This is a genomic window from Nibrella viscosa (assembly GCF_039541875.1).
Lineage (GTDB): Bacteria > Bacteroidota > Bacteroidia > Cytophagales > Spirosomataceae > Nibrella > Nibrella viscosa.
The window spans coordinates 545,401-571,904 of record NZ_BAABHB010000003.1; the positions used below are offsets into that span (position 1 = coordinate 545,401).

The 26,504-nt window shown below is 52.1% G+C and carries 24 protein-coding genes; 9 read left to right on the plus strand and 15 right to left on the minus strand.

The features are described from left to right. Positions 1–110: 110 nt before the first annotated feature. The 3 genes from topA (at position 111) to ABD931_RS10865 (ending at position 4,286) form a co-directional block, all read left to right on the plus strand. Positions 111–2,675: a type I DNA topoisomerase gene (topA, locus tag ABD931_RS10855; protein WP_345266867.1), complete on the plus strand. Its 2,565-nt coding sequence runs from the start codon at positions 111–113 to the stop codon at positions 2,673–2,675. Between the two features lie 108 nt (positions 2,676–2,783). Next, positions 2,784–3,479 carry an SIR2 family NAD-dependent protein deacylase gene (locus tag ABD931_RS10860; protein WP_345266869.1) on the plus strand — a complete coding sequence of 232 codons (696 nt, stop codon included), beginning with the start codon at positions 2,784–2,786 and terminating at the stop codon, positions 3,477–3,479. A gap of 87 nt (positions 3,480–3,566) precedes the next feature. Next, the gene (locus ABD931_RS10865; RefSeq protein WP_345266871.1) at positions 3,567–4,286 is read left to right on the plus strand and encodes an endonuclease III domain-containing protein; all 720 of its coding nucleotides are present in this window, start codon (positions 3,567–3,569) and stop codon (positions 4,284–4,286) included. A 15-nt stretch (positions 4,287–4,301) separates the two neighbouring features. On the opposite strand, the gene ABD931_RS10870 is transcribed toward ABD931_RS10865, so the two are convergent. The 4 genes from ABD931_RS10870 to rho all read right to left on the minus strand — a co-directional run bounded on the left by ABD931_RS10870 (position 4,302) and on the right by rho (position 8,808). Beyond that, the gene (locus tag ABD931_RS10870; RefSeq protein WP_345266873.1) at positions 4,302–4,934 is read right to left on the minus strand and encodes a helix-hairpin-helix domain-containing protein; all 633 of its coding nucleotides are present in this window, start codon (positions 4,932–4,934) and stop codon (positions 4,302–4,304) included. Between the two features lie 42 nt (positions 4,935–4,976). Then, positions 4,977–5,471: a helix-hairpin-helix domain-containing protein gene (locus tag ABD931_RS10875; RefSeq protein WP_345266875.1), complete on the minus strand. Its 495-nt coding sequence runs from the start codon at positions 5,469–5,471 to the stop codon at positions 4,977–4,979. A 12-nt stretch (positions 5,472–5,483) separates the two neighbouring features. Continuing rightward, a complete protein-coding gene (locus ABD931_RS10880; protein ID WP_345266877.1) occupies positions 5,484–6,473 on the minus strand; it encodes an OmpA family protein in 990 nt (329 codons plus the stop codon). Between the two features lie 199 nt (positions 6,474–6,672). Further along, positions 6,673–8,808 carry a transcription termination factor Rho gene (gene rho, locus ABD931_RS10885; RefSeq protein ID WP_345266879.1) on the minus strand — a complete coding sequence of 712 codons (2,136 nt, stop codon included), beginning with the start codon at positions 8,806–8,808 and terminating at the stop codon, positions 6,673–6,675. A gap of 684 nt (positions 8,809–9,492) precedes the next feature. Here rho and ABD931_RS10890 point away from each other — a divergent pair. The 3 genes from ABD931_RS10890 to lptC all read left to right on the plus strand — a co-directional run bounded on the left by ABD931_RS10890 (position 9,493) and on the right by lptC (position 12,204). Continuing rightward, positions 9,493–10,260 (plus strand): type III pantothenate kinase, encoded by a 768-nt coding sequence (locus tag ABD931_RS10890; protein WP_345266881.1) that lies wholly within the window; start codon positions 9,493–9,495, stop codon positions 10,258–10,260. A 28-nt stretch (positions 10,261–10,288) separates the two neighbouring features. Continuing rightward, complete coding sequence (gene bamG / locus ABD931_RS10895) at positions 10,289–11,551, plus strand: BamG family beta-barrel-assembly machinery protein (protein ID WP_345266883.1); 1,263 nt, start codon at positions 10,289–10,291, stop codon at positions 11,549–11,551. Positions 11,552–11,646: 95 nt separating this feature from the next. Beyond that, positions 11,647–12,204 (plus strand): LPS export ABC transporter periplasmic protein LptC, encoded by a 558-nt coding sequence (lptC, locus tag ABD931_RS10900; protein ID WP_345266885.1) that lies wholly within the window; start codon positions 11,647–11,649, stop codon positions 12,202–12,204. 192 nt (positions 12,205–12,396) lie between these two features. Here lptC and ABD931_RS10905 read toward each other — a convergent pair whose 3' ends face one another. Beyond that, positions 12,397–12,678, minus strand: coding sequence for a hypothetical protein (locus tag ABD931_RS10905; protein ID WP_345266887.1), 282 nt, complete (start codon positions 12,676–12,678; stop codon positions 12,397–12,399). A 66-nt stretch (positions 12,679–12,744) separates the two neighbouring features. Here ABD931_RS10905 and ABD931_RS10910 point away from each other — a divergent pair, with 66 nt between their 5' ends. Next, entirely contained in the window at positions 12,745–12,981 is a 237-nt protein-coding gene (locus ABD931_RS10910; RefSeq protein WP_345266889.1) for a LytR/AlgR family response regulator transcription factor, read from the plus strand. 6 nt (positions 12,982–12,987) lie between these two features. On the opposite strand, the gene ABD931_RS10915 is transcribed toward ABD931_RS10910, so the two are convergent. The 10 genes from ABD931_RS10915 to ABD931_RS10960 form a co-directional block, all read right to left on the minus strand. Next, positions 12,988–13,431 (minus strand): c-type cytochrome, encoded by a 444-nt coding sequence (locus ABD931_RS10915; protein ID WP_345266890.1) that lies wholly within the window; start codon positions 13,429–13,431, stop codon positions 12,988–12,990. After that, positions 13,428–14,084, minus strand: a complete 657-nt coding sequence (locus tag ABD931_RS10920) for an SCO family protein (RefSeq protein WP_345266892.1) — start codon at positions 14,082–14,084, stop codon at positions 13,428–13,430. Before ABD931_RS10920 ends, ABD931_RS10915 begins: the two co-directional genes overlap by 4 nt. Beyond that, entirely contained in the window at positions 14,059–14,529 is a 471-nt protein-coding gene (locus ABD931_RS10925; RefSeq protein WP_345266894.1) for a viral A-type inclusion protein, read from the minus strand. Before ABD931_RS10925 ends, ABD931_RS10920 begins: the two co-directional genes overlap by 26 nt. 24 nt (positions 14,530–14,553) lie before the next feature. Further along, complete coding sequence (gene recN / locus ABD931_RS10930) at positions 14,554–16,224, minus strand: DNA repair protein RecN (RefSeq protein ID WP_345266896.1); 1,671 nt, start codon at positions 16,222–16,224, stop codon at positions 14,554–14,556. A 111-nt stretch (positions 16,225–16,335) separates the two neighbouring features. Beyond that, positions 16,336–17,238 (minus strand): type IX secretion system protein PorD, encoded by a 903-nt coding sequence (gene porD / locus ABD931_RS10935; protein ID WP_345266898.1) that lies wholly within the window; start codon positions 17,236–17,238, stop codon positions 16,336–16,338. 111 nt (positions 17,239–17,349) lie between these two features. After that, positions 17,350–18,564 (minus strand): bifunctional phosphopantothenoylcysteine decarboxylase/phosphopantothenate--cysteine ligase CoaBC, encoded by a 1,215-nt coding sequence (gene coaBC / locus ABD931_RS10940; RefSeq protein WP_345266900.1) that lies wholly within the window; start codon positions 18,562–18,564, stop codon positions 17,350–17,352. 139 nt (positions 18,565–18,703) lie between these two features. Then, positions 18,704–19,018, minus strand: a complete 315-nt coding sequence (locus tag ABD931_RS10945) for a DNA-directed RNA polymerase subunit omega (RefSeq protein ID WP_345266902.1) — start codon at positions 19,016–19,018, stop codon at positions 18,704–18,706. A 65-nt stretch (positions 19,019–19,083) separates the two neighbouring features. Further along, entirely contained in the window at positions 19,084–19,974 is an 891-nt protein-coding gene (locus tag ABD931_RS10950; RefSeq protein WP_345266904.1) for an outer membrane protein assembly factor BamD, read from the minus strand. 170 nt (positions 19,975–20,144) lie between these two features. Beyond that, positions 20,145–20,813, minus strand: a complete 669-nt coding sequence (locus ABD931_RS10955; RefSeq protein WP_345266906.1) for a T9SS type A sorting domain-containing protein — start codon at positions 20,811–20,813, stop codon at positions 20,145–20,147. 95 nt (positions 20,814–20,908) lie between these two features. Continuing rightward, positions 20,909–22,594 carry an OstA-like protein gene (locus ABD931_RS10960; protein ID WP_345266908.1) on the minus strand — a complete coding sequence of 562 codons (1,686 nt, stop codon included), beginning with the start codon at positions 22,592–22,594 and terminating at the stop codon, positions 20,909–20,911. 84 nt (positions 22,595–22,678) lie between these two features. On the opposite strand from ABD931_RS10960, the gene tilS reads away from it, so the two are divergent. Then, positions 22,679–24,049 (plus strand): tRNA lysidine(34) synthetase TilS, encoded by a 1,371-nt coding sequence (tilS, locus tag ABD931_RS10965; protein ID WP_345266910.1) that lies wholly within the window; start codon positions 22,679–22,681, stop codon positions 24,047–24,049. Positions 24,050–24,194: 145 nt separating this feature from the next. Further along, on the plus strand, positions 24,195–26,483 hold the full coding sequence (locus ABD931_RS10970; protein ID WP_345266912.1) for a carboxypeptidase regulatory-like domain-containing protein: 2,289 nt from the start codon (positions 24,195–24,197) through the stop codon (positions 26,481–26,483). The last annotated feature ends 21 nt before the right edge of the window (positions 26,484–26,504 follow it).

Consider the following 26,504-nt stretch of genomic DNA (forward strand, 5'->3'; position numbering starts at 1 on the left):
CAAGTTACCGGTTTTGCGTCTATATTTGGCCCCTGCCTGAGAGGGGATAGTCCGATAACGGCTGTTTGAGGGAATGGATGGGCGGTTATTTGCAACCTGAATACCCTTTTATGTCAAAAAACTTAGTCATAGTAGAGTCGCCGGCGAAGGCAAAAACCATTGAGGGTTACCTGGGCAAAGACTACACAGTGAAGTCTAGCTTTGGGCACGTACGAGACCTGCCCAAAGATGGTCTGGCGGTCGATGTACAGAACGGTTTCCTGCCATCTTACGAGGTTTCGCCTGACAAGCGGCAGGTGATCAGCGAGTTGAAGAAGTTAGCCAAAGAAGCCGAAGAGGTCTGGCTGGCTACAGACGACGACCGCGAAGGCGAAGCTATCTCCTGGCACCTGAAAGAAGCGCTCGGCCTGAAAGATAATACCAAGCGGATCGTATTCCGGGAGATTACCAAGAACGCGATCCAGAATGCCATTCGTTCGCCCCGTAATATTGATGTCGATCTGGTGAATGCCCAGCAGGCGCGTCGGGTGCTCGACCGGCTGGTGGGCTATGAACTGTCTCCCGTACTCTGGCGTAAGATCAGGGGTGGCAGCACCGGGCTGTCGGCCGGCCGGGTGCAGTCGGTAGCCCTGCGGCTGGTCGTTGAGCGGGAGCGGGAAGTAGAGCAGCACCAGGCGAAATCAAGCTTTAAGGTGACGGCGCAGTTCCTGCTCACCGACGGCAAAGTCCTAAACGCCGAATTACCCAAGTCGTTTGCCAAAGTTGAAGAGGCCCGGGCGTTTCTGGAGAAATGCATTGGGGCTACGTTCACCATTCGCAATCTCGAAACCAAACCGGGCAAGAAATCACCGGCTCCGCCCTTTACTACCTCAACCCTACAGCAAGAAGCTTCCCGTAAACTGGGCTTTGCCGTAGACCGCACCATGCGGCTGGCGCAGGGCCTCTACGAAGCTGGTAAGATCTCGTACATGCGTACCGACTCGACCAGTCTGTCGCAGGAGGCAATCGACAACGCCACGGGAGAGATTGTCAAAGAGTTTGGCGACAAGTATTTGCACACCCGGCAGTATAAAACCAAGAATGAGTCGGCGCAGGAGGCCCACGAAGCGATCCGGCCGACCAGCTTCGCCGACCGCCATGCCGGTGCCAACAAAGACGAGAAGCGCCTGTACGAACTAATTTGGAAGCGGTCGATTGCTTCACAAATGGCCGACGCCCAGTTGGAGCGTACTACCGCTACCATCGCTATTTCTACAACACCTGAAGAATTGGTTGCCCAGGGTGAGGTTATTAAATTCGACGGCTTCCTGAAAGTTTACCTAGAGTCGAAAGATGATGCGGAAGACGAGGAAAACAAAGGCATGCTGCCTCCGCTGACGATCGGTCAGCTACTGAATCTGGGGCAGATGAAGGCCACCGAGAAATTTTCGCGTCCGCAACCCCGATACACGGAAGCCAGCCTGGTAAAAAAACTGGAAGAAATGGGTATTGGTCGCCCGTCGACTTACGCGCCTACAATTTCGACCATCATCAACCGGGGCTACGTTGTCAAACAGGACAAAGCCGGGCAGGAGCGGCCGTTTAAAGAACTGATTCTGGAACGCAACGCCGTTCGGGAGACAACCGGTAAAGAGACGTTCGGCTCAGAAAAAGCCAAGCTGTTCCCGACCAATACCGGTATGGTGGTCAATGATTTTCTGGTCGAGTACTTCCCGGAGATTGTCGATTACAAATTCACGGCCACCGTTGAGAAGGAGTTTGATGAGATTGCTGAGGGTAAACTGAACTGGCAGCGGATGCTGGAAGAATTCTACGGTGATTTTCACAAGAATGTCGAAACTGTTCAAGGGTCCGCAGTATCAGCGTCCAAGTCGGCCGGGCGTGACCTCGGTATCGACCCGCGAACTGGCAAAAAGGTATCGGCGCGGCTGGGTAAATACGGAGCGTACGTACAGATAGGCGAAGCCACCGACGAAGACAAACCGCAATTTGCCAACCTGCGCACTGGCCAGCTTATTGAAACGATTTCTCTGGACGAAGCACTCGATCTCTTTGCCTTACCCCGTGAGGTTGGCTTCTTTGAAGAAAAACCGATGACCATCGGCATCGGTAAGTTTGGTCCGTACGTGAAGCATGATGATAAATACGTGTCGCTTACCAAAGAAGATGATCCGTACACCATCACTGCCGAGCGGACTGTTCAGCTTATCCAGCAGAAGCGAGCCGAATCGGTGAGTGATACGCTGGGCGAGTTTGAAGGTAAATCGGTAACGACCGGTAAGGGCCGGTTTGGGCCGTATGTCAAGTTTGAAGATAAGTACATCTCGATACCGAAGGGTGATACCCTGGCGGGTATGACGCTGGAGCGGGCCATCGAACTGATTCAGCAAAAGCGGCAGACGGAGAGCAACAAATACATTAAGGAGTTTGCCGAGAATACAAGCGTAAAGGTAGTTAATGGCATGTACGGGCCGTACATTGCCGTCGGCAAGCGGAACGTCAAGATTCCGAAAGACATTGACCCGGCATCGCTGACGCTGGAAAAATGTCTGGAGTTGGCCGGCGAGCCTGCGTCCGGCGCTACGCCCGAAAAAGCCCCGGCCAAAAAGGCCCCGGCAAAAAAAGCTCCAGCTAAAGCTGCGGCTAAAACGACTAAGAAGGCTGCGAAAAAATAAAATAGAACGCAGATGACGCGGATTGAGCCGATTTACGCAAATTATATTTAAATTTTATCTGCGTAAATCGGCCCGATCCGCGTCATACGCATTCTATTTCCCCTTATTATGAAAAAGAAAATCGTCGTTCTGTCTGGTGCCGGCATCAGCGCCGAAAGCGGTATTGCTACCTTTCGGGATTCGAACGGCTTGTGGGAAAACCACCGGATTGAAGACGTGGCTACGCCCGAAGCCTGGCAGCGAAACCCGGATCTGGTGCTGGACTTTTATAACCAGCGCCGGAAGCAGGCCCTTACCGTAGAGCCTAATGCCGGCCACCGGGCGCTGGTAAAGCTGGAGGAGTATTACAACGTAACTATCATCACCCAGAACGTCGATAACCTGCACGAGAAAGCCGGCTCGTCGGACGTTGTGCACCTGCACGGCGAACTGTTCAAATCACGCAGCACGGCCGACGAATCATTGATTTACGACATAGACGGCTGGGAGCTGAAACGCGGAGATGTTTGCGAAAAAGGTTCACAGCTCCGTCCGCATATTGTCTGGTTTGGCGAGGCTGTGCCGATGATGGATACCGCTATCGACATCACTGAGCAGGCGGACATCTTCATCGTTGTAGGTACTTCACTGGTGGTGTACCCGGCGGCCGGCTTAGTGTATTACGTCCGAGCCGGAGCACCTATCTACATTATCGATCCCAATATCCCGGATATTTCGTCGCGGAAGAACCTGACCTTTATCCCGGAGCCGGCCACGGTTGGCCTGACCCGTTTAGCGGAACAGCTTATAGCAGCGGCACAGTAGCTTCTTTCCGTTATTTTACCCCTGAATAAAACAGCTTCTCCGAACACCAGGTTAAGCCTGTAAGCTAAGTGAACGGTAGTAGTGGGAATGAGAGAAGAGCTGATTGAGAAAACGCGCTGGGCGCACGAGACGCTGAACGAGCAGTATGGGGTGCAGGATCTCTATGAGCGCAAAGATCCGATGCGTGAGCTGATCCGGACTATTCTGTCGCACCGCACCACCTACGTCAACGAGATGACGGCCTACCGTACCATGATGGAGCGGTTTGGCACCTGGGAGGGCGTCCGCGATGCCCCGCTGAACGAGTTGATCGATGCCATTAAAACAGCTAATTACCCCGACGTAAAAGCGTCTTACATTAAAGCTGTGCTAATGGCCATTATCCAGGAGCGGGGAGAGGCCAACATTGATTTTCTGCACGAGCTTACCACCGAAGAGGCTATGCGGTGGCTAAACCGCTTGCCGGGGGTAGGCCCCAAAACGGCTACCTTACTGCTCCTGTTTGAGTTTCATAAGCCCGTTCTGCCCGTCGATACGCATGTACACCGGGTTACGCAGCGGGTGGGTCTGATTGGCCCAAAGGTAAGTGCCGAAAAAGCGCATACGTTGCTGCTTTCCTACTTACCGCCCGCTGCCGAAACGCTGTATAATTTTCATAAGCACTTTTTCTGGCATGGGCAGCGCGTTTGCACCTGGTATGAGCCGAAGTGCCCCGCCTGTGTGCTGCAAAGCCGCTGCGACTACTTCCAGACTGGCCAGACGGCCAAACTAAGCAGCACGCCACAAAAGGCCACTCGCTTATCCTGATAACCCGGAAAAGCGTTAGATCTTTGACCCGTATTTCCGTTCAAAGATCAGTTTAGCCTGGCCTACCCAGTTATCGCGTTCAATGCGGCCGGGGAAGAACTCGATTATATCGTTCACTTTAGCCATATCTTCCTTTGTGAAGTTAGCAATTTGCCGGTAGGTAAAGATCCCCAGGCTATGCAGTTTACGCTCCAGCAGTGGACCAATACCCACAATATCTTTCAGGTCGTCGGCTTCGGCAGGGGTAGCCCGGCCGATACGGTCAAAATTGAGCTCCGGCGCCCGCGAGGCAATACGGGCCAGTACGGCCGCTTCGGACGTAGCTGGAATGTGACTAATGTCGGCAGTTTCTGATGACGTGTAGAGGGAAGGCTGCGAAACCATATGGCTGTCCGCTTCAGAAGCAGCAAGCCGGTTGACAGGGTCGGCGGGTACAACGCTGGTCTCCTTCTTTTTTGGGGCCACTATTTTGGTCCGGCGGCAATTTTCCAGTTCCGCTTCTTTTTCGGCAATCTGAGTACGTAAGGCCTGAATACGGTCGCTGAAAATAAGGCGGGCCATCAGCCAGCCGAAGACTGTAGAAGCCCCGAGCAGAAGCAGGATTTCGGCAATAGCAACCGGACGACTGAGCGGGTCAATGTCAAACATATAGTTGGTGTGTGGTAAAGAGTGGTGGGTGAAGGCGTAAACCTATCGTTTTCGGCTGATTAATTCAAGCGCCTGCCCTACCCAGTTGTCCCGTTCGATACGGCCGGGGAAGAACTCGATAATGTCATTGACTTTTTCAATATCATCGCGGGTAAACCGGGCAATCTGCCGAAAGGTAAAAATACCGAGGGCGTTTAGCTTTCGCTCCGTAAACGGGCCGATGCCCACAATCTCTTTCAGATTATCCGCTGTTGCCGGCGTTGCCCGCCCGATGCGTTCGAAATTGAGGTCTTTCCGACGCGAGAGAATCCGGTTCAGGATCGGGTCGTCACCGGCATGAAATGATACTGGCGGAGCCGGCATACTCTGGCAATCATCCAGTTCCCGTTCAGTATTGGCCAGTTCATTCGTTAATTGGCTGATTAGCTGCCGGCGGGAGATAAAGCTAATCATAAACCCAAAAAGGGCTGCTATTGACAACATAAGGGCATGTTGCCAGAGTGCGTCAGGGCTATTGAGGGGGTTCAGGTTAATCATATCGGTCGGTCGTTACGGATTTAGTCTGAGTGTGTCCCTGGGAATGACAACTGTGACCCAGCTTCGTACGGGCTGGCTGCCTTCTGCCTGGGCGGCTTGCTTACGCTGAGTACCCACGCTGGCCTGTACCGTGGCTTGTCCATATGGAATACCAAACTCCCTGATCTGATTCCGGACACGTTCGGCTCCCTGACGGGCAAGATACACATTGTCTTTACCGGCTTGGCTGGTGTAGCCGGTTATCAGCAGCTTTTTGAACCGATTCCGCTCATCCCGCAGGTAGCGGGCTGCTTCTTTAAAGAATTGACTTGTCTCATTGGTATGAATATAAGCCGTCGACCCTTCTCTGAAGTACAGGCTAATGGGATCATACACGCTGGTAAACTTTTCGGCTGAGGCCAGGGCTTCAAGGGTAGAGAGCTGAGGCATCATACTCGTTCGGAGCCGGCCCGTACTGTCGGCTGCCATAAAGACAAACGACAAAACGCCGTACAACGAATCACCGGCCGGTGTAAACGACAGGTCGGCTTTTTCAATACCCCGCGTTTCGAACTGGCTGTTCGGAAGTCCCATATTCAGGAAATACTGCTTCAGGTGATCGGCCCTGACCACGCCCAAATTCTCGTAAGGTGTAGGGTTTTGCTCTTTGGGTGAGTAGGTTCCTATCACCAGCAGTCGCCGTTCAGGATGAACCCGGAGGTAATCAGCAACCGAATCAATGACAAACTCCAGACTGTTCAGGTTAATATCCGGCGATGAAACCGCAAAGCTGATGTTGTCATTCGCTTTGAGCATAAAACGGCCGGGGTCCTGAATCACTAACGGGGGTATATAGTCGGGCAGCGGTGGGGTTGCTTTAATACTGTCCTGAGCCGTAACAATCGGAATAACCTCGGCAAGCTCATCGGGGCAGAGCTGCTTAATCTTGCAGACATGCCACCAGACGGAGGCTCCTATCCAGACCACTAACAGAATAATCCAGGGCGTGCGATTTGTCAACATACAGGAAGATAGTGGCAGGGTTATCAGCTCATCAACGCTGGGCTGCTGCGTTTCAGGATGCGTACCTGTGTAAAGATACAGGAATCGCTGACACTGAAAAACGTCATTGGTTGTAACTATGACCAGGTGACAAAAGCATAATCCACAAAAAAGCCCCTTTTGTTTAAAGGGGCTTTTTTGTGGCTCAACTGAATGTTGCCTATCGATTCATCGAAATCAGGAATTCTTCGTTGTTGCGGGTGCCTTTCAGGCGGTCGAGCAGGAAGTCCATGGTTTCCATCGGATTCATATCGGCCATGTGTTTTCGCAGAATCCAGACGCGCTGCAGCGCTTCTTTGTCGAGCAGCAGGTCTTCGCGACGGGTACCGGAAGCCATCACGTCAATAGCCGGGAATACGCGCTTGTTGGCCAGACGGCGGTCGAGCTGGAGTTCCATATTACCCGTACCTTTGAATTCTTCAAAGATAACCTCGTCCATCTTAGAGCCGGTATCAATCAGGGCCGTAGCGATAATGGTCAGCGAGCCGCCATTCTCTACGTTCCGGGCGGCTCCGAAGAAACGCTTTGGCTTGTGCAGGGCGTTAGCATCCACACCACCCGACAGGATTTTACCCGATGAGGGAACCACGGTGTTGTACGCACGCGCCAGACGCGTAATAGAATCGAGGAGAATTACAACATCATGGCCGCACTCAACCATACGCTTGGCTTTCTCCAGCACCATACTCGATACTTTCACATGCCGCTCGGCCTGTTCATCAAAAGTCGATGAGATTACCTCGGCATTTACGCTCCGGGCCATGTCCGTTACTTCTTCCGGCCGCTCGTCGATGAGCAGGATAATCAGGTAAACCTCCGGGTGATTCTTAGTAATGGCGTTGGCAATCTCTTTGAGCAGGACTGTTTTACCGGTTTTTGGCTGAGCCACAATCATACCCCGTTGGCCTTTACCAATAGGGGCAAACAGATCCAGCAGGCGTGTTGAGTACTGGTCTGGCCGGGTGCTTAGTTTAAGGTGTTCTTCCGGAAACAGCGGAGTCAGATACTCAAACGGTATCCGGTCGCGGATTTCTTCGGTCGTTTTGCCGTTCACTGTCGTTACCCGCAGCAGAGCAAAGTATTTTTCCCCTTCTTTCGGTGGACGAATCTGGCCACGTACCGTATCACCTGTCTTCAGACCAAATAGCTTAATCTGCGAAGGCGACACGTAAATATCATCCGGGCTGGCCAGGTAATTGTAATCGGCCGAGCGTAGAAAACCGTAGCCGCCATCCTGCATAATTTCCAGTACCCCTTCGTTCTCGATGATACCGTCGAACTCCCGGACGTGCTGATTATATTGCCGGCGAATACGGTTTGTATATTCCTGGGCTTCCCGCGATGGCTGATTGATAGCCGGCTGAGCCGGAGCGGCATATTGAGGCCGTTCGCCTTCCGGCGCACCATTCGGCTCCTGAGGGGCAACCGGTGCAATGTTATCGGAAGGTTGTTGGCCATCCCCATCGGTACGGGCTGTTTCCGGCGCAACTTCCGGTGAGGTCATAAACGTTGTTTCCGGCGAATTCTCATTGGTGCCGGAGAACAACACATCGTCGGTTTCGGGACCCGTTGCCAGTGCCGGATCATCGGTTACCGGACGGGTACGTTCCCGGCGTCTGGGATTAGTTTCAGGCCTACCCGCGTCGGCAGAACGAACTTGTCTTTCTTCCCGAGGTTTTATATCCCGCCGATTTACATCGCGTGGCCCGGCCTCTCGTGGCCCGGCCTCTCGTGGCCCGTTAGGCCGTTGATTCCCTTCCCGACGTCCGGCCGAACGTGGCCCATCCTCTCGTGGCCCGGCCTCTCGTGAGCGGGTGTCACGGGGCTCGGCTTCGTGTGATCTTGCTTCCTGGGGCTGACGGCCCTGGCCTTCTTCCGTGCGGCTGACAAAGCCTTCCTCCGGGGCAGGGGGAGGAGTATCTGCCGCGCCGGCATCCCGCCGAACGCGTTGCCGGTTCCGCTGTTCGCCTTCGCCCGGCGAACCGTTTGCTATCGGTTTGCTGTCCGGTTCATCGGGTGTGATATCGGCGGCCGGAGTATCCGTTGCGCTAACGGTGGCCGGTTCGCCCGCTGATTGTGGCTGCACCGAACGGCCCCGACGACCCCGTCGTACCCCTTCGGCCGGCTGGGCGGTGGCTACAGCCTCTTCCGGAACCGGCATACGGGCCTGTTGGTCCAATATCTTATAAACCAATTCTTTTTTCTGGTATTTACTGGTGTCGCTGATACCAAACTCATCGGCAATAGCGCGTAGCTCCGACAAGAGTTTCAGATTTAATTCTTCAATGTTATACATACAGTACTGACTAGCAAGACAGACTTGCTACATGTGAAATAGTGATCGATGGAAAGTAACGAGTTGCCGATCGCTGGTTACCTGTCAATGCAGGGCGGAGGCTTTTGAGGGTTAGTTAATTATACGAAAAATACATTAATTAAGTAGAGGAAGTGGTTTGTATGACCGGGTCACTAACCCAAACTGCCCCTTAACAATGGTAGCTAAAAACAATCAGCCACCAGGGTGACGATCCGTCGTGCGGTGTTCAAGTTTTTGCTTCTGAAAATTACTGGAAGGTCCGCCGGATTGACGGTCAGCGTCCGCTCTAGAAGTGAGTTAACAGGTCGCTGCCTACAGAACTGTGCGGGCAAAGATAAATTAACTTACTGCTATTGTCAATAAAACGCTTTTAATTTCAGAATGTTTTCTGCGAGGCAATAAGAAAATTGCTAGTTTAAAAGCAAAACGTGCTACTAAACCAAAGAGTTCCGGAGGCAGTTCCAATAAGGCTATGCTTGGCAGAATTACATAAGACGCCTGGTATGAAGCATGACTACGGGGTGGCCCGGAACTACTCGCTGCCCTTAGTTCAGAAGCTGATCAGGCAGTGGTGTAAATTTTGTCTTGTTAAAATTGGTTAAAAACAGCGGCTATTTACAATTTTTGCGCGTCTTCTGAACGTTTAAACATAGATAGTCTGCCATGAATCTGGTAATCGACTGGGGCAATTCGTCTCTTAAAGTGGGCTGGTTTGAGGGGTTGGCGTTGACGGAAACGCGGTATCATATGTCATCGGACGACCTTCAGGAGTTGTTGACTGAACAGATCCGTAAGGGCCGGCAACCGGATCGGGTAATTGTATCATCGACAAGCCGGCCCGGTGAGGAGCTCCGCAGCCAGGTGGCCGAACTCGGTACGGGCATGGCAGACACCACAAACTGGCTATTGTTCGAAACGACTACGCCTGTGCCGGTAACCATTGATTATGATACACCGCTTACGTTGGGTACCGACCGAATTGCGGCTGCTGTAGGGGCTACGGTGTTGTTTCCGGGTGAGCATTGCCTGGTCATTGATATGGGTACCTGCATTACGGCCGATATTGTAGATGGGGGGCGCGTATTCCGGGGAGGCCTGATTTCGCCCGGTCTGCGGATGCGCTTCCGTGGGATGCATACGTTCACCGAGCGACTACCGCTCATTGAGCCGGATTTGCAGTCGGTGCGGCAACTGCCGCCCTTGACGGGCCGGAATACACAGCAGGCCATGCTTAGCGGAGCCATCAACGGTATGTTGTTTGAATTAAACGGAATTATTGCCGCACACCGCAACGAGCGGCCCGATTTGAAGGTAGTTGTCTGTGGGGGAGACGCTCTCTTTTTTGAAAGTCGTCTGAAACCCCCCATATTTGTAGCGCCGGAGGTGGTGCTGATCGGTTTGAATCGTATTTTAGAACATAATGTCAAGTAATTACAAGCGAGTAAGCAGGGTTGCGAATATGAGTTTACTGGCCATGTCGCTGGCCGCGCCGGCTGCCATGGCGCAGGGGTTTGGAAACTCTCCTTACTCGGCACTGGGGATTGGTGAGGTCTTAGGGCAGGCCAACGTAACCAACCTGGGAATGGGCGGCATTGGGGTCAGTTACGCCAGCCCATTTTATCTGAACAGCCAGAACCCGGCTCTGCTGGCCCGGCGGTCGCGGTTTACGATTTTTGAAGTCGGCCTTCTCGGACAATCCAAACAGTTGAGTCAGCGCGTGCTGGACAGTCAGCAGTCTCAGCGTGACTTTGGGGCCAACCTGAGTTATCTGGCACTGGCGTTCCCGGCTTCGTCGCGGTGGAATATGTCGCTGAGCCTGCGTCCGTACAGCTATATTGATTACCAGACGAGGCAGTATGGCCGCATACCCGGTACCATCTACGAAGCGGAATATACGTACTCCGGCCGGGGCGCTATTAATAAAGCTTCTTTTTCAAACGGGGTTCGGCTCTGGAAAAATATCTTTCTGGGGGCGGAGATGTCGTACCTTTTCGGCAATGTTACCAATAATTCTGACTCACAGGTTCTGATTAACTCGTCGACGGATGTGCAGGTAACCCGTATCGATCGGGTCAATTACAGTGATCTTGTCTGGCGGTTGGGCGCTGCCTGGCGCCCGAAGCTGAGCGAAAACTGGACGCTGAACGTGGGAGCCACCGTTGATCCTGGTACAAAAGTAAGAGCCCGCGAAACTGATATTTACCAGCAGGTGCTGAATGGACAAAGCTTATCGGCACCCGATACGCTCCGAATCAACCAGGCCGGCTCAGTGACTATGCCGCGCCAGCTACAGTTCGGGGTCAGCATTGAGCGTAACAACCAATTGATTGTTGGTGTTGATGTGGGGCTGAATCCTTTGAGTCAGTTTCGTACCATCAGCGATCAGCCTGGCAATCTGCGTGATGCGCTCCATATTGCGGCCGGTATCGAGTTCACGCCTAAGAGCAACTCTACCCGCTATTGGGATCTGGTATCGTACCGGGCGGGCTTTCAGTACAACAAAACACCTTATGCCGTGGATGGTCGGCAGTTGAACGACATCAACGGGAGCCTGGGTATATCGCTGCCGGTAGGTGCCTACCTGGTCAACCATGTTAACCTGGCCCTGGTTGGCGGGCAGCGGGGCGCGTTGACCGGCACTCAGATCCGGGAGCGCTACGTTCGAATTTCGCTTGGTTTATCGCTTAATGACTTGTGGTTCCGTAAGGTGGTGATCGACTAATCGGTCGACCACGGATAAACTTATTATTGCCGGCTGATGTTCTTTTGGCGAGTAATAAGCTCTAGACGCTCAGAATACCAATAATCAGGAGTCGTATGCGCATAAAGTCTTTTTTCATTACCGGATTAGCGGTTTGCAGCCTGCTTGGATTTAGCGGTTGTGAAGAGGAGAAGGCTGCCAGGAAAGTAAATCCCTATATCGGTCCGATTGAGGAGATTAATAATGTGCAGATGCTGTATAGTGAGGCTGCGGTGCTGAAAGTTAAAATGACTACGGCCCGGCAACTGCGCTACCAGAGCGACGACCGGAAATACCCGGAGACGGTGAACATCAGCTTCTTTGGGCCGGCCGGCGAGGAAGTTACTACCCTCCGCTCCGATTCGGGTCGTTATGATAAGGCCAAAGACCTGTATACTGTTATGGGCAATGTGGTGGTCATTAACAAGCAGAAGCAGGAGAAACTATTGACGGATGTGCTGAACTGGAACCCGAACACCAAAAAGGTGTACACCGAAAAAGCCGTTACCGTTATCAGTAAAGCCACCGGCGAAACGCTGAAAGGTGTTGGTCTTGATGCCAATCAGGATTTCTCCCAATATTCAATCCGCAAGCCCACAGGTATCTTCAATATTGAAGGCGGTACCGGATTCTGATCCGACTCCGTCTAAGACAAAGCCGCCCTTATCGTATGATGCGGGGTGGCTTTGTCTTTCATGATGTTTGCCCCCGGCTGGTTTTCAGAATCGGGCTGTTGTGTTCAGTATTGGTGCATAAATGAACCAACACACACTGTATATCCCATTTCTTATGAAAACGCTACGTAGCTCTTCGCTGGTTTTGCCGTTTCACTGGTTCTGAACTTCGCTGCCCTGGCTTAGGCTGTACCGTCGCGCCAATCCCGCGCCGATTTTCCGTACCCCAATCGGTTCACCCTCGGTGGTGGTATTTCGCAGGTGTTGCTGGGTGGCTATAACGTGCAAGCCGAGTACGGCTATGGGGAAGTATGAATCGATGAAACAGGACTTTTCACCCCGCCCTACGTACGGCAGGTTGAGTCGCTGCTGGATAGCCTGGGCCTGAGCCGGCGCACGTACAAAAGCCGCTATCTGGTGAAGCAGGGGGAGCAATTGCTAGCGATTGCGCAGGAACAAGTGGCGTATTTTTACACTGCCGATGAACTGTCATGACTGGTAGTGCAGGACGGTCGTCGGTTTATCGTCGACTACACGATGGAGGACCTGGAAACGCTGGTGGACCCCCGGCAGTTTTTCCGGCTGAACCGGCAGTACCTAGCCAACCTATCAGCCATTCAGAAGATACATAACTATTTTAACGGCAAGCTGAAGCTGGAACTCCGGCCGGAGTCGGCTGAGGAGGTGCTGGTGAGCCGCGAACGCGCTCCTTCCTTCAAGAACTGGCTGGATGGGTAATAGTCGTTACGGCGCTACAGCCTGGCCGGATGGTTTAGCGCATTGGGCTAACTGTTCGCGTACCGTTTTTATGTCTGTCGTGACGGTTTCATTACCCCACTTGTTATAGATGTACGTAGCTATCTCCGCTATCTCCAGTTCGCTCAACTGCGGATTGGCAGGCATAATCCGGTTGTAGGTCTGGCCGTTTACTATAATCGGTCCCTGCTGTCCAGACCGGATCAGGCAAATCACACTGTCTTTTTTTGCCAGATAATCGGAGCCGTTGAGGGGCGGGTATAAATTGGCCAGACCGGTGCCATCGGCCTGGTGGCAGTTGGCGCAATACGTCTTGTATAACTGCTTTCCTTCGGTAATGTATTTCTGCCGCTTAATTTCTTCCTCACTCTGGCAGGCATTGACGAGGAGTAGTAATCCAACAACATAATTAATCTGAATAGTCTCTCTCATTGCGTATACTCTGCCAGCAGCTTATCTATATCGCCCATCAGCTTATTAACACCTTCTTCCGTAGTTCCGTCATATACTCCCCGAACGCGCTTTTCTTTATCGATCAGGATAAAGGCCCCGCTGTGGACCACGCCACCGGGTGCGGTTTTATCTTCGGCGGCTGTTACCATATAGCTTTTCTGACCAATCTCGTAAATGTCTTCTTTAAGACCCGTCACAAACAGCCACTGACGACCCGAAACGCCCAGGTTTTCGGCAAACTCCTTCAGCACCGCAACCGAGTCGTGCTCGGGGTCAATGGTGTGGGAGAGCATCATCACGTCCGGGTTGCCCTTATAGCGGTCATATACCCGCTTCATCTGCGTTTTCATTTTAGGGCAGATGGTGGGGCAGTTAACAAAAAAGAAGTCGGCTACGTAGATCTTGCCGTCGAGCGTGTTGGCCGTCACCGTGTCGTTGTACTGGCTGACGAAGCGAAAGTTCGGTATGGTATGGTCAACCGAATCGACGACTTCTTTGCCGTTGACTGTTTTGGTAACGGCCTGTTTCTCCCCAAGCACCGGCAGGCGGTTATTGGATGGTCCGCAGCCCGCTACCCCTACGAGCAGTCCCAGCAGAACAAGCAGGTTATTGGCTGAGGTACTGGCGGGCATCGTTAATGCTGCTATTGATTTTCTCTTTAACATTGGCAATTTTGTCTTTTTCCTGTTCCAGATATCGGAGGGCCTGCGCCTGATCCAGTTGCTTAAGCGTATCGGCATTGTACCGGCTCATCCAGTCCATCATCAGGCTATCGGCTTCTTTCAGCCGCTGACTTAGCCGCATTGCCTGGGCTTTTTCATCGTCGGCGCGGACCGTTGCCGAAGCTGCCTGTGCAGTGGAACCAGCCTTATCGAGGCTGTCGATGCGCTGAGTAAGCTGTTTGCGAAGGATCATCACGGAGTCAATGCGGGGCATAACTTCATCGTGAATAGCAAAGACTTCTTTTTCGGTCTCCTGGACTTTTTCGCCATCGTTGGTCGAACAGGCAGTAATGCTCAGAACAAGCGCAACGGCTGCAACGGTGGGGGCAGACAAGATACGGTGTAGTGATAACATAGGTTTACAATAATAAAACAGGCATTAGGTAGCCGCCGGCGCATTCTGCGTCAGAATTTCGCGGGCGTTATTAATCGAACTGGCCGAGGGGTTTTTGCCGCCGATCATCTGCGCAATTTCGGCTACGCGCTCCTCAAAGTTCAACTTTTTGATCCGGCTGACGGTTTTGGCGGCCGAGTTATCTTTATACACAAAATAATGGGCCGCGCCCTGGGCAGCAATCTGGTGCAGGTGCGTAATGGCAATAATCTGGTGGCTGTGGGCCATGTCGCGCATCATCTGACCCATTTTGATGGCAATTTCACCCGATACCCCGGTGTCAATTTCGTCAAATACGATGGTCGGCAGGGAGCGCTTGCTGGCCAGAATGTATTTAATAGCCATCATCAGCCGCGAAAATTCGCCACCAGAGGCTACATTTTTCAATTGCTGCGGTTTTATGCCCTTGTTGGCGCTGAACAGGAAATTTACGGTATCAATACCCGTCGGCGTTGGTTTGCCCGTCTCCGACAGGATCTGGAGCGAAGCATTGGGCATCCCCAGATCATGCAACAGGGAGCCTACTTCTTTCTCAATGAGTTTGAGGACCTTCTGCCGGGCTTTGGATAATTTCTCGGCGCTGCTGTCAAGCTTATTGCGGGCGGCTTCGGCCTGGGCTTTGGCGGCTGCCAGCTCATCATCCAGGTTCAAGACCTTACTGACTTTCTGCCCCAGTTCGGCCTGAATGCTCAGCAGTTCGGCAATATCGGCGGCCTGGTGTTTGGTCTGTAGCTGGTAAATCAGGTTCAGGCGTTCGCGGATGGTTTCGGCCCGTGTGTCATCTACTTCCACACTTTCCTGCTCGGTGCTGATTTCGCCGGCCAGATCCCGCAATTCGATCAGTGTACTCTGTGCGCGCTCCTGTAATTGGAGGTACTGGTCCGACAGTTTGCTGATGTGGTTCAGGTTGCTGACGGCACTCTTCAGAAACGACACCACCGACTGTTCGGCATTGTCCAGGTATTCGTACGCCAGTTGCAGCCGTTCTTTAATCTCTTCGGCATTCTCCAGAATGGTCAGTTCCTGCTCCAGAGACTCCTGTTCGTCGGCCTGCAACTGGGCTTTAGCCAGTTCTTCGTACAGAAAGTTGTTGTAGTCGAATTCCCGGCGCATGGCGTTGGCTTCTGAATGCAGTTGTTCAAAAGCTGACTGTCTTTGCCGGTATTCCTGATAATCAACGCGGTATCGACGAAGCAATTCGTCGTCCTGCGCGTAAGTGTCCACAATCTGTAATTGAAACTCGTTGGAGCCAAGCAGGATCGAGTCGTGCTGCGAGTGAATGTCCATTAGTTGGCTGGTTACCCGTCGGAGGGTTTCCAGATTGACGGGAGTATCGTTGACAAACGCCCGCGTTTTGCCGCTTGGGCTGATTTCCCGCCGGACAATACAGGTGGGGGCGTAGTCCAGTTCCTCCTCCTCAAAAATGGTTTCAATCACGTAGCCCGATACCGCAAAGGTGCCTTCAATCACACATTTCTGATCGGGGTTATAGAGTACCCGCGTATCGGCCCGGTTACCCAGCAGAAGGCCGATGGCCCCCAGCATAATTGATTTCCCTGCACCGGTTTCGCCCGTTATGATATTCAACTCGTGATCGGGCGCCATCTCGAGTTGTTCGATCAGTGCGTAGTTCTTAATAATCAGATGCGATAGCATACGATTGGCTCCTCACTTCTTTAACAACGCCGTTCGGAAATTAAGTTTCAAGTTTCAGGTTGGGTATGTTTTTGGCGCAGTTTAGCTTGAAACGTGAAACCTGAAACAATTTTAGCGAAGCAACTTCCGGTACGCTTCGGTTTTTGCCGGATCCAGAAACGACAGCAAATCAAACGCTTTTTTGCGTTCGACCGGTGTTCCTTCAAACATTATGTTGAATAATTCTTCGGATTTGGCATCGAAGAAGGAGTTGAGGAGTACTGCATTGGGTTTCTGCTGGGTGATATTGCGGATAACCGTTAATAAGTCAAGCACCTGCTGGCGGACCTGCACCGGATTATTGGCAAAGTTGTCAAGGCCTTGCCGGTGATAGGCATAGTAGCCTTCGCGGAAGGGGATCAGTTGCTGGCTCTGTAGGTTTTCGATAAGCCAGTACCGGTTACGGCGGTCACCGCTCGCCTGCCAGGAGGGGCTTGGCGAACTCTGCTGCGCCAGGTTCATGATGTTATAGGCATTCTGGATAAAGATATTGCCGCCCTGTTTGCTGAAGCTGTCGTAATCGGCGGCCAGAATAACATTGGCGTAAAAGGCCATCAGCGAGGTTAGCTCGTCGGAGTACACATTGTCGCGGAAGAAAACGGGTGTAGTAGGCAGCCACGCAAAATTAAAGGCCCGGTCGACGTAGCTGAAGATTGGGGTTTCATACGAGGTGCCGTAGACTGGGCGGGTGACAGCGATCTGAGCATTCCCCTCAAATACGCCCTGAGAGACCGATTTTGTGAGATTAATGTTCAGAATACAGTTGATCCGCTCCGCAGGCCCGTACTGATCGTTGGTCCAGCGACGGGTATTCATAAACTCTGAAATGACGCTTTTCAACTGGTTAAAGTACCCGAAATCCGTCTTCTGCTGGGCAAACAGTTGATCGTAGTTCAGGTTTACCTGGCAATTCAGTTCCTGCGCCTGAGCGGGCAGGATGAGGAGGGAATAGAGTATGATTTTAATTAGCTTCATGGCTTACTTGAATGTTGGAATAGAACGCGGATGACGCGGATTGGGCGGATATAAAAGGATTTAATTTATAAAAAATCTGCGTGAATCTGCCCAATCCGCGTCATCCGCGTTCTATTCCCCACGTTCTATTAATTTTCTTTCAATTAAAGATACCAAATCTTCTGCTACACCCTGCTTCGATTTCAGCGCAAATTCGGTCGTCTGCTCGTCTTTGTCAATAACGGTAATTTTATTGGTATCGTGTCCGAAACCGGCCCCCGCGTCGCGCAACGAATTCAGCACAATCCAGTCGAGGTTTTTGGCGTGAAGTTTTTTCAGGGCGTTACTGTGCTCGTTATCCGTTTCCAGCGCAAAGCCCATCAGCAGTTGACCCGGCTGCTTGCGCGTGCCCAGAGTAGCAGCAATATCAATCGTTTTGGTCAGTTCCAGCGAAAATACCGATTCTGATTTCTTGATCTTCCGGTCGGCGGGCGATAAGGGTGTATAATCGGCCACGGCAGCATTCAGAATAGTTACGTCGGCTTGCGGAAATACCCGGGCCGCAGCTTCGTACATTTCCTGCGCCGAGCGGACATTAATGCGCCGGATAGCCGGGTCAGGCAGCGAGCGGCCGGTGGGGCCGCTGACGAGCGTCACGTTGGCCCCGGCCAGACAAAAAGCATGGGCAATAGCGTAGCCCATCTTGCCGGTTGAGTGGTTGCTGATGTAGCGGACCGGGTCGATGGGTTCCTGCGTTGGGCCGGCCGTAATCAGAATATGTTTACCGGTCAGGGCTGTTCGCCGGGCAAAATGGCGCTTCAGCGCCTGTACAATTGTTTCCGGCTCGGCCAGGCGGCCCTCGCCAATCAGCCCGCTGGCCAGTTCGCCATGTTCAGCCTGAATAATGTAATTGCCGAAGGAGGCCAGGCGGTTCAGATTTTCTACCGTAGTTGGGTGGCGGTACATATCCAGGTCCATAGCCGGTGCAAAATACACCGGACACTTTGCCGACAGGTACACCGCCGAGAGCAGGTCGTCGCAGAAGCCGTGGGCGCAGCGGGCCAGCGTATGCGCCGAGGCCGGGGCAATCAGCAGTACATCGGCCCAGAGACCCAGTTCAACATGGTTGTTCCAGGTGCCGGTGTTCGCGTCGCTCATAAACGCTGACAGGGCCGGGCGTTTCGACAACGTAGCCAGCGTCAGCGGTGTAATAAAGTCTTTAGCCGTTTCGGTCATTACTACCTGCACCTCGGCACCGGCTTTGACCAGCAGCCGCACCAGCAGCGCCGATTTGTACGCCGAAATACTGCCCGTAACTCCTACCAGAATGCGCTTCCCGGAAAGCATAGACGTAATGAGTGAAGAGTTAAGAGTTAAAAAAGCGTGCGCCAGCTAACTCTTAACTCTTAATTCTTAACTAAAAAGGGCCGCACGCTCGGAAACCTGTCCGTTGTCGTGCGGCCTTCTGCTCATAAAGAACGATTAATTATTGTTGCTCCTCGTCGGCGTTGTTGCGCCAGTAGATCTTGCCTTCCAGAAACTCATCGGTGGCAAGGGTAGTTGGTTTCGGCATCCGCTCGTAATACTTGGAGATCTCGATCTGTTCCCGGTTTTCAAATACCTCTTCCAGGTTATCAACGGCCGACACAAACTCCGATAATTTATTGCTCAGTTCTTCTTTCATTTTGGAAGAGATCTGACGGGCACGTTTTGAGATAACCGATACAGATTCGTAGAGGTTGCCGGTGGCGGCTGCAATCTTATCGGTATCGCGGGTAATCAATGATGGATTTGTTGCCATGTCGCTTGGGTAATCTATATAATGGACAATACTGTCAAACTATGCTTTGCTTAAAATGGTCCTGTTTAGTTGGCCGAAGTGACTTTTGCCGGGCGGTTCGGATCAGGCGTTTTCAGTTTTTCCTTTTCTTTTTCCTGAGCAGCAATCCGGTCAATTTCTTTCAGGCTGGTCTCATACATCTTTTCGGCCGTCCTCAGAAATTTGCTGTTAGGGTATTTATCGATCAGTGCCTGATAAGCCTCAACGGCTTCCTGATACCGCTCTTTCTGCTTCGTCTCCAGACTGTTTTTAGCCAGACTATACTGCGCATCTACTTTCAAATACGCCAGCTCTTCGTTGTACTCCGAATCCGGAAACTCTTTCTGAAAGTTATTGATGGCTACCACCGACGATTTATACGACGCGATGTTGAAGCCACTGGTTTTATAATACAGTTTAGCCCGCTCGTAGGCCTTACGCTCCAGTTTCTTCCGCAGGTCCAGAATCATGCCCGTACATTCCTGCCGGAAGGGGCTCTCCGGATACGCGTTGATAAAGTCCTGTAATGCCGACATGGCCACTACCGTGTTCGACTGGTCCAGGTTATAATTGGGCGTGTCTTTGTACAGCGAGTAGGCGTACATATACATAGCCTCCTGGGCGTAATCGCTTCGGGCAAAGGTCTCGTAAAAGCGCTTGAACAACTGCGCACTCACGGAGTATAGCTTCTGATGGTATTGGGTATACGCATAGTAAAACTGCGCCATCTCCGACTCCGTACTCCCCTTCAGCACCGGGATCAGCTCTTCAAACAGAATGCCCGACCGGTACCAGTCTCCTTTCTTGTAGTAGTTGACGGCTGCTTTGTACTTCTCGTCATCGGTTCCTTTTTTCTGTAAGCGGGTAAAGTCGCTACACGAAGAAAACACGACGACTAATACGCTAAACAGAATGCCAATAAAGCGACGATTTTGCATAAGGACGCAAAGATAATAAAAAAACAGACCATACGGGAAGCATGGCCCAGGTAGTTACACCTCCTAAACGATGGTAAAACCGGAAAAGTGCCCCCCCTGCCGGAGAGGGTAGCCAAATTGAAGCAATTTTATGGTATTTTAACAAGTACCGGCCGGCTACCGGTCAACCATCAATGATGCCGTACCAGAAGCTTCTTAGTCGCTACTTTTTTACCATCAACGGAGAGCTGATAGAAATAAACGCCCGAATTCATATCACGGGTAATAATTCGGAGCTTACGATCAGTACGATCCAGTACATAGTCGGCCACCGGTGCCCCAAGCACATTCAGAAGGATAAGTTTGGCCTCTCCAATACCGGCTGAAAGCTGGTAATCGATCTCTGCTATATCGTTGGCTGGATTTGGATAGATGTTAGAGACCGAAATTTGGTCATTGACAAACATCATATCTTCCGACTTTATAGACTGCTCACTGATTACCGGACGGATTTCGCTGGCTGGTGCAGACGTTGTAGCCGTACTTTCGGCCTGGACCGATCGGGCAGTGCCTGTAGGCTTCTGAGGGGGCGGGGTAATCAGCAGCGAACGATAGTAGGCGTTGATCGCTGAGTTTTTGCTCACGGCAACATCCCGGTCCAGACTGGCTGCGGCCGGGTGTTTCAGGAACGGAAAGTTCCGGGAGTGAATCACCCGGGAACTAGTCGGTACCGAAGGGGTAGTTGTTTTGCGGCCCAACTCCAACCGGCTTCGGTTCGGCCCATCGGTTTGGGCTCGAAGCGAAACGGTAGCCAGTAGCAGACCGATCAGACAACCATATATACGTAAAGTTTGTTTCATTCTCAAAAATTGTAAGGATACACGTATTCAACACAAACGTATTTAAGGAAAAAGACAAAGTCAACGGCAGGGGGTCTAAAAAATTGTTAAAAGTTTTATTTTTTATCAGTTAGAACCGTTTTGCCGGGTGAAGGTTTAATGGAGGCATTGATTTTTTCCGGCTTTTTAGGCTTTGGTTCGTCGGCCGGTTTTTCCGCCTGACCAAGCGTTTTTGCCTTCGTCGGTTTTTCGTCTTTTCGCCACCGGAAACCGTCCAGGTGCTTCTTATCATCGGTAACTTCGTGGGGTGGAACAAAGGCTGCGTCGGGACGACCATAAAAGCGAATTCGGTCCACTTTGCTTTCCTTAAATTCCAGGTTCATTTTGCTGCACTCCACATGGTTTAAGCCTACCATTTTGTTTTTGTCATCCATCGCAAAATAAATGCTTTGGCCGTTTCCCTCCACAATCACCCGGTCCAGCGAGGTCTTGCTTTCGGTCGGGTTTGCCTTGTCGGCCAACTGCTGAAAATGCGCCGTAATGGTGCGGCCTTTTACCTGGTTGAAATTCCGGAGTGTATCCTGCGAAATCACAAAGGACTTACTGCGCAGCAGCATGGTGTGCAGGTGGTTATTCTTTAGCTTAGCGGTAATCGAATCGGCTTCTAACTGGTAGTTTTCACTCCAGACAATGGGTTTCTTAAAGAAATAGATGACTGAATCGGCAACATCATACACCAGCGAATCGCACCGGCTTTGCAGATCTGATTTATACACCAGCACATTTTTCTGGCCGACGAGTTTGCGGGTTTTCTTTTCCTTATTATCAAACGAAAACAAGGTATCTGCCCGCATATAAAGCGTATCCTGGTTGATGGCACTGCGCACCAGGGCGTTCCCGGTCAGACGCGAAACGCCGGCTTTTCCGTTGTAGCGGCCCTGGTTGCCCGTCAGTATCGTCTGGTCACTCTTCGCCACCATTACCACATTCCCCCTGGCCACTCCAATTTCTGTTGTATTGTCAAAATCGAGGGTATCGCCCGTCAGGGTGTATTTATCCGTCTCCACCGTGGCCCGGCGTTGGAAATTCGATACCCGCGTTATGGTATTATACTGTCCCTCTCTGGCGAGCAGGGTTCCGTCTTTGCTCACAATTTTGGTTGGCCCCTGAAAGGTGGCAATCTTAGTAAGCGAATTATACAACAGCGAGTCGGCCGTCAGCGTGTACTTCGGGTTCACCAGCTTAACATTTTGCCGGAAGGTAAACTGCTTGGTGCGGGTGTCGTAGTACCCTTCTTTGCTGGTCAGTACGTTCTCCCGGTCAACAATACGGCCTGGTTTGGGGTATACCGCCAGCCCATTAGCCATGTCGTAGTCGAGTTGTGATGTACTGAGGGTCATTTTCCGGTCTTTTAGTACAACATGCCCGCGCATGTTGGCCAGCCGGGTGTTGCCGTAGTAAAACATAGTATCACTGCGTACGCTGATGGTATCTCCCTGAATGATCCGGACGTTGCCATACGCTTCTATTACGTTGGTGGTCACGTTCTGGATTGCCAGGTTACAGTACATCAGCACCCCTTTATGCCGGAACCGTACGTTGTTGAACAACTTACGGACTACCATACCGGGTTGGTTAACCACCACCAGGCTGTCGGCACCCGGCGGGAGAAGTTCTACTTTCTCACCGGTCGCTGAAGCGGACGGGCCAGACTGACCCCATACGGGATGGAGCCCGGCCAGACTGCCCAGCAGCAGGATTACCACAAAGACCCTAAACAGGTGAAAAGGGTTGCAACGCATAGGCGAATAAATATCGTTTAGGTGCTTTTTTCGCAAAAGCAAGGTCTGGCGTCGTTATATTAACGATTTTTGAGCTACAAAACTATGGTATCGGACCGATACACCCCGTTAGAACAGGCCTTTTTAACGTTTATTAACGCACCCGCAGGGGGAGCAGAGCCTTTATTCGGTCCAACAGACCAGGTGTTACTGGCTGTCAGCGGGGGAATCGATTCGGTTGCGATGGCGCATATCTTCCACCGGGTTGGTCAGCCGTTTGCTATTGCCCATGTTAATTTCGGGTTGCGCGGGGCTGATTCCGACGATGATGCTCGCTTTGTAGAGAACATAGCAGACCGGTACAGGGTTCCGTTTCACCAAGCCCGTTTTGAAACTGCTCTTGTGGCCAAAAACCGGAAAATTTCTGTGCAGATGGCCGCCCGTGACCTGCGGTATGCCTGGTTTGAGCAGGTGCTGGATTCGTTTGGGTATACCGGCGTTGCAACAGCCCATCACCAGAACGATGTACTGGAGACGTTGCTTATTAATCTGGTGCGGGGGACAGGTTTGGCCGGCCTTCAGGGAATTCCGGTGCGGCAGGGACGGGTAATCCGGCCTTTGTGGTTCGCTAACCGGACACAACTCCTGGACTATGTGCAGGAGCATACCCTGACGTGGCGGGAGGATAGCTCCAATGCAGAGGATAAATACCTGCGCAACCGCCTGCGCCACCACGTACTACCCGTGTTACAGGCGCTGAATCCGGCCTTACTGACCGATACCCTGCCCGAAACCGTTGAGCGGCTTGGGGCGGCCGGGCGGCTGCTGCGCGAAGTATTGGCACAGCGCCGGCAGACCGTAGTGGTTGAACAGGCGGGCAGGCTTTTGTTTGATGTCCGTCAACTCGTCAACCTTACAGAGCCCCAGTTCTGCCTGCAGGAGTGGCTGCGGCCGTATGGCTTCACTTCCGATCAGATACGGCAAATATGGATGGCCGTAAGCCGGGAGCCGGGGCAAACGTTCCGGTCGGCTACGCACCGGCTGCTACACGACCGGGATGGATTGGTACTGATGCCGCTGGCAGCAGACAACGCCTGGCATATTCAACTGGATGAATGGCCGCAGGGCGATGTGGTGATGGGCGTGTTGCGGCTCCGCTTCAAAACATTTGACAAACCCGATGGGTATCAGGTGCCCACCGACCCGGCCATAGCCTGTCTGGACGCCGACCGGATACAGTTGCCACTGTATATCCGTCCGTGGCAGCAGGGAGATCGGTATCAGCCTTTGGGCCTAAAGGGAAAAAAACTGGTGAGTGATTTATTGAACGATCAGAAAGTGTCACTAGTGCAGCGGGAGCAAACCGCCGTATTGCTGAGCGGCAACGAAATTGTTTGGGTCATTGGCCGGCGTATTAGCCATGCATACCGGCTGACCGGGCAGACGCGCCGAATTCTGCAAATAAGTCTGGTTTAGGAGCCTGTTGCCGTACATTTGTTACATTATCCGATACTAAACAGCTTGTAATATGATCGTTTCTTTTTTGCACCAATTATCATCTTTGTGCATATTACCGCATATTTGTCTATTATAAGCCTTCTAGATCTTGTACGAAACGCGTATGAATTATTCTGTACGGACACTGTTGCTGTTAGGGCTGGTGTTTAGCAGCCATATTCTTCTGGCCCAAAGTGGTCGGCTGCGTGCCGCCAACAAACAGTTTGACGACATGAGTTACGCTACGGCGGTGCGCATGTATGAGGAGTTTCTCCGGGGGGACAAAAAAAACCAACCAGCCGAAACCCGCGAAGCCATGCTGAAGCTGGCGTACAGCTACCGCAAAATGCAGGATACCCGTAACGCCGAACGGGTGTATGGGGAGCTGGTCAAGAGCTACGACGACCTGAGCAGCGAAGTGTACCTGTATTATGCACAGGCTTTGGCCTCTAATGGTAAATACCGGGACTCGCAAAAGATATACAGCCGCTACGGTGAAAAGCAGAAAGAAGATATGCGGGGGCGCCGGTTTACCATGTCGTACATGGACATGAACCGGTTCTATCAGGATTCATCGTCGTACCAGATGGCGGCTTTACCCATTAATACCCGGCAGGCTGATTTTAGCCCTATGTATTACAAGAATGGGTTAGTGTTTGTGTCGGCCCGGGATGAGTCAGGCGCCGTGAAGCGGGTGTTTGGCTGGAACCAGACACCGTTTCTGGACCTTTACTTTTTTCCGGATACCACTCAGTTCAAGCCCCTGACCAATGATCCCGCAGTCCGGACAACCAGTACCGCCGTGCTGGGAGGAGGAAGTGCCGTAAATCTGCCGTCGGATGCAACTGTGGATGATAAAAACCTGAGTAAAGCCGAGAAATTCAGCCGGACTTTAAATACTAAGTATCACGAAGGACCACTAACCTTCTCCAAAGATCAGAAAATGGTGATTTTCACCCGGAATAACACCAGTAAAGGCAAAGCCGGCAAAAGCTCCGACGGGGTGAAAAAGCTGAAACTCTACTCGGCCGTGGAGAAGAACGGTACCTGGACCGATATACAGGAACTGCCGTTTAACAGCAACGAATATTCGGTGGGCCATCCGGCATTCTCCCCGGACAATACCAAACTGTATTTTGTGTCGGATATGCCGGGCGGCTACGGTGGGACGGATATTTACGTAGCCGAATACGTGAACGGACAGTGGTCGACCCCGGTCAATATGGGGAAGGAGATCAATACCGAAGGAAACGAAATGTTCCCGTTTGTGGACGAAAACAACAACCTGTACTTTTCATCTGACGGGCACGAAGGGTTGGGAGGTCTCGATGTTTTTTTTGCCGAGTTAAAGGACGGTATTGCTTACAAGGGTGTCGAAAACGTGGGGGCTCCGATTAATTCTGAGAAAGACGATTTTGGCATTATCACCAACAAAAACCGGTCGTCGGGTTACGTTAGCAGCAACCGGAAACGGGGCGTGAGCGACGATGATATTTTTATGTTCCGGAAAAACTGCCGGCAACTCAATATTCTCGTGTACGATGCCAAAACGGGCAGTCCGCTCGAAGGGGCTGATGTTCGGGTATTGCGTGGAGAGATAAGTCAGGCCCTGCGGATTACCGGTCAGGATGGTAAGGCAGACCTGTGTCTGGAAACCAGCGCCGACTACGAATTTAAGGCCGCAAAAGAAGGGTTTCAGACAAACAGTGTAAAGTTCTCGACCCTGACGCAGTCGAAGCAGCCCGTTATGACGGTATCTATATACCTCCAGCGCACAGAAGGAGCCCTGATGAAAGGCGTAGTGAAAGCGGAAGTGGATCAGAGTCCGGCTGCCGGCGTTAAGGTGACATTCCGCAATGAAAAAGATAAAACAGAACAGACCGTAGTGACCGGCCCCGATGGTAGCTATGAGTTTAATATGAAACCCGGAGCGCCGTATTCGATCACGGCCGAAAAAGACCGTTACGCTACCAAACGGGCCAAATACGAGAAGATGAGGCCCGGCCGGAGCCCGAAGGTAATCACCGACTCTCTGGGTCTGTATGGCGAGGGCGATGTGTTTCAGTTGAAGAACATCTATTATGATCTGAATAAATTCTTTATCCGTCCGGATGCCGCCAAAGAACTGGACCGGGTGGTCGAACTCCTGAAGGAATATCCGGAGATGAAAATTGAACTACGTGCCCATACGGATGCCCGCGCCAGCGATGTTTACAACCTGCGGCTGTCGGAGAGCCGCGCCAGGGCTGCTATGGATTATCTGGTAGCGCGGGGTGTTAATCCCGGCCGGCTGCTCGCGAAAGGCTATGGCGAAACCGAGGTGGTGAATGGGTGTGTCGACGGGGTGGAATGCAGTGAACCGGAGCATCAGCAGAACCGCCGGACCGAATTCAAGATCGTGTCGGTGCAGTAAGCGCCTACTGATTGATGGCAG

What these genes read in the sequence shown, in the direction of transcription:
- topA (WP_345266867.1), top strand. Translation starts at nt 111, where the DNA reads ATGTCAAAAAACTTAGTCATAGTAGAGTCGCCGGCGAAGGCAAAAACC.
- ABD931_RS10860 (WP_345266869.1), top strand. Translation starts at nt 2,784, where the DNA reads ATGAAAAAGAAAATCGTCGTTCTGTCTGGTGCCGGCATCAGCGCCGAA.
- ABD931_RS10865 (WP_345266871.1), top strand. Translation starts at nt 3,567, where the DNA reads ATGAGAGAAGAGCTGATTGAGAAAACGCGCTGGGCGCACGAGACGCTG.
- ABD931_RS10870 (WP_345266873.1), bottom strand. Translation starts at nt 4,934, where the DNA reads ATGTTTGACATTGACCCGCTCAGTCGTCCGGTTGCTATTGCCGAAATC.
- ABD931_RS10875 (WP_345266875.1), bottom strand. Translation starts at nt 5,471, where the DNA reads ATGATTAACCTGAACCCCCTCAATAGCCCTGACGCACTCTGGCAACAT.
- ABD931_RS10880 (WP_345266877.1), bottom strand. Translation starts at nt 6,473, where the DNA reads ATGTTGACAAATCGCACGCCCTGGATTATTCTGTTAGTGGTCTGGATA.
- rho (WP_345266879.1), bottom strand. Translation starts at nt 8,808, where the DNA reads ATGTATAACATTGAAGAATTAAATCTGAAACTCTTGTCGGAGCTACGC.
- ABD931_RS10890 (WP_345266881.1), top strand. Translation starts at nt 9,493, where the DNA reads ATGAATCTGGTAATCGACTGGGGCAATTCGTCTCTTAAAGTGGGCTGG.
- bamG (WP_345266883.1), top strand. Translation starts at nt 10,289, where the DNA reads ATGAGTTTACTGGCCATGTCGCTGGCCGCGCCGGCTGCCATGGCGCAG.
- lptC (WP_345266885.1), top strand. Translation starts at nt 11,647, where the DNA reads ATGCGCATAAAGTCTTTTTTCATTACCGGATTAGCGGTTTGCAGCCTG.
- ABD931_RS10915 (WP_345266890.1), bottom strand. Translation starts at nt 13,431, where the DNA reads ATGAGAGAGACTATTCAGATTAATTATGTTGTTGGATTACTACTCCTC.
- ABD931_RS10920 (WP_345266892.1), bottom strand. Translation starts at nt 14,084, where the DNA reads ATGCCCGCCAGTACCTCAGCCAATAACCTGCTTGTTCTGCTGGGACTG.
- ABD931_RS10925 (WP_345266894.1), bottom strand. Translation starts at nt 14,529, where the DNA reads ATGTTATCACTACACCGTATCTTGTCTGCCCCCACCGTTGCAGCCGTT.
- recN (WP_345266896.1), bottom strand. Translation starts at nt 16,224, where the DNA reads ATGCTATCGCATCTGATTATTAAGAACTACGCACTGATCGAACAACTC.
- porD (WP_345266898.1), bottom strand. Translation starts at nt 17,238, where the DNA reads ATGAAGCTAATTAAAATCATACTCTATTCCCTCCTCATCCTGCCCGCT.
- coaBC (WP_345266900.1), bottom strand. Translation starts at nt 18,564, where the DNA reads ATGCTTTCCGGGAAGCGCATTCTGGTAGGAGTTACGGGCAGTATTTCG.
- ABD931_RS10945 (WP_345266902.1), bottom strand. Translation starts at nt 19,018, where the DNA reads ATGGCAACAAATCCATCATTGATTACCCGCGATACCGATAAGATTGCA.
- ABD931_RS10950 (WP_345266904.1), bottom strand. Translation starts at nt 19,974, where the DNA reads ATGCAAAATCGTCGCTTTATTGGCATTCTGTTTAGCGTATTAGTCGTC.
- ABD931_RS10955 (WP_345266906.1), bottom strand. Translation starts at nt 20,813, where the DNA reads ATGAAACAAACTTTACGTATATATGGTTGTCTGATCGGTCTGCTACTG.
- ABD931_RS10960 (WP_345266908.1), bottom strand. Translation starts at nt 22,594, where the DNA reads ATGCGTTGCAACCCTTTTCACCTGTTTAGGGTCTTTGTGGTAATCCTG.
- tilS (WP_345266910.1), top strand. Translation starts at nt 22,679, where the DNA reads ATGGTATCGGACCGATACACCCCGTTAGAACAGGCCTTTTTAACGTTT.
- ABD931_RS10970 (WP_345266912.1), top strand. Translation starts at nt 24,195, where the DNA reads ATGAATTATTCTGTACGGACACTGTTGCTGTTAGGGCTGGTGTTTAGC.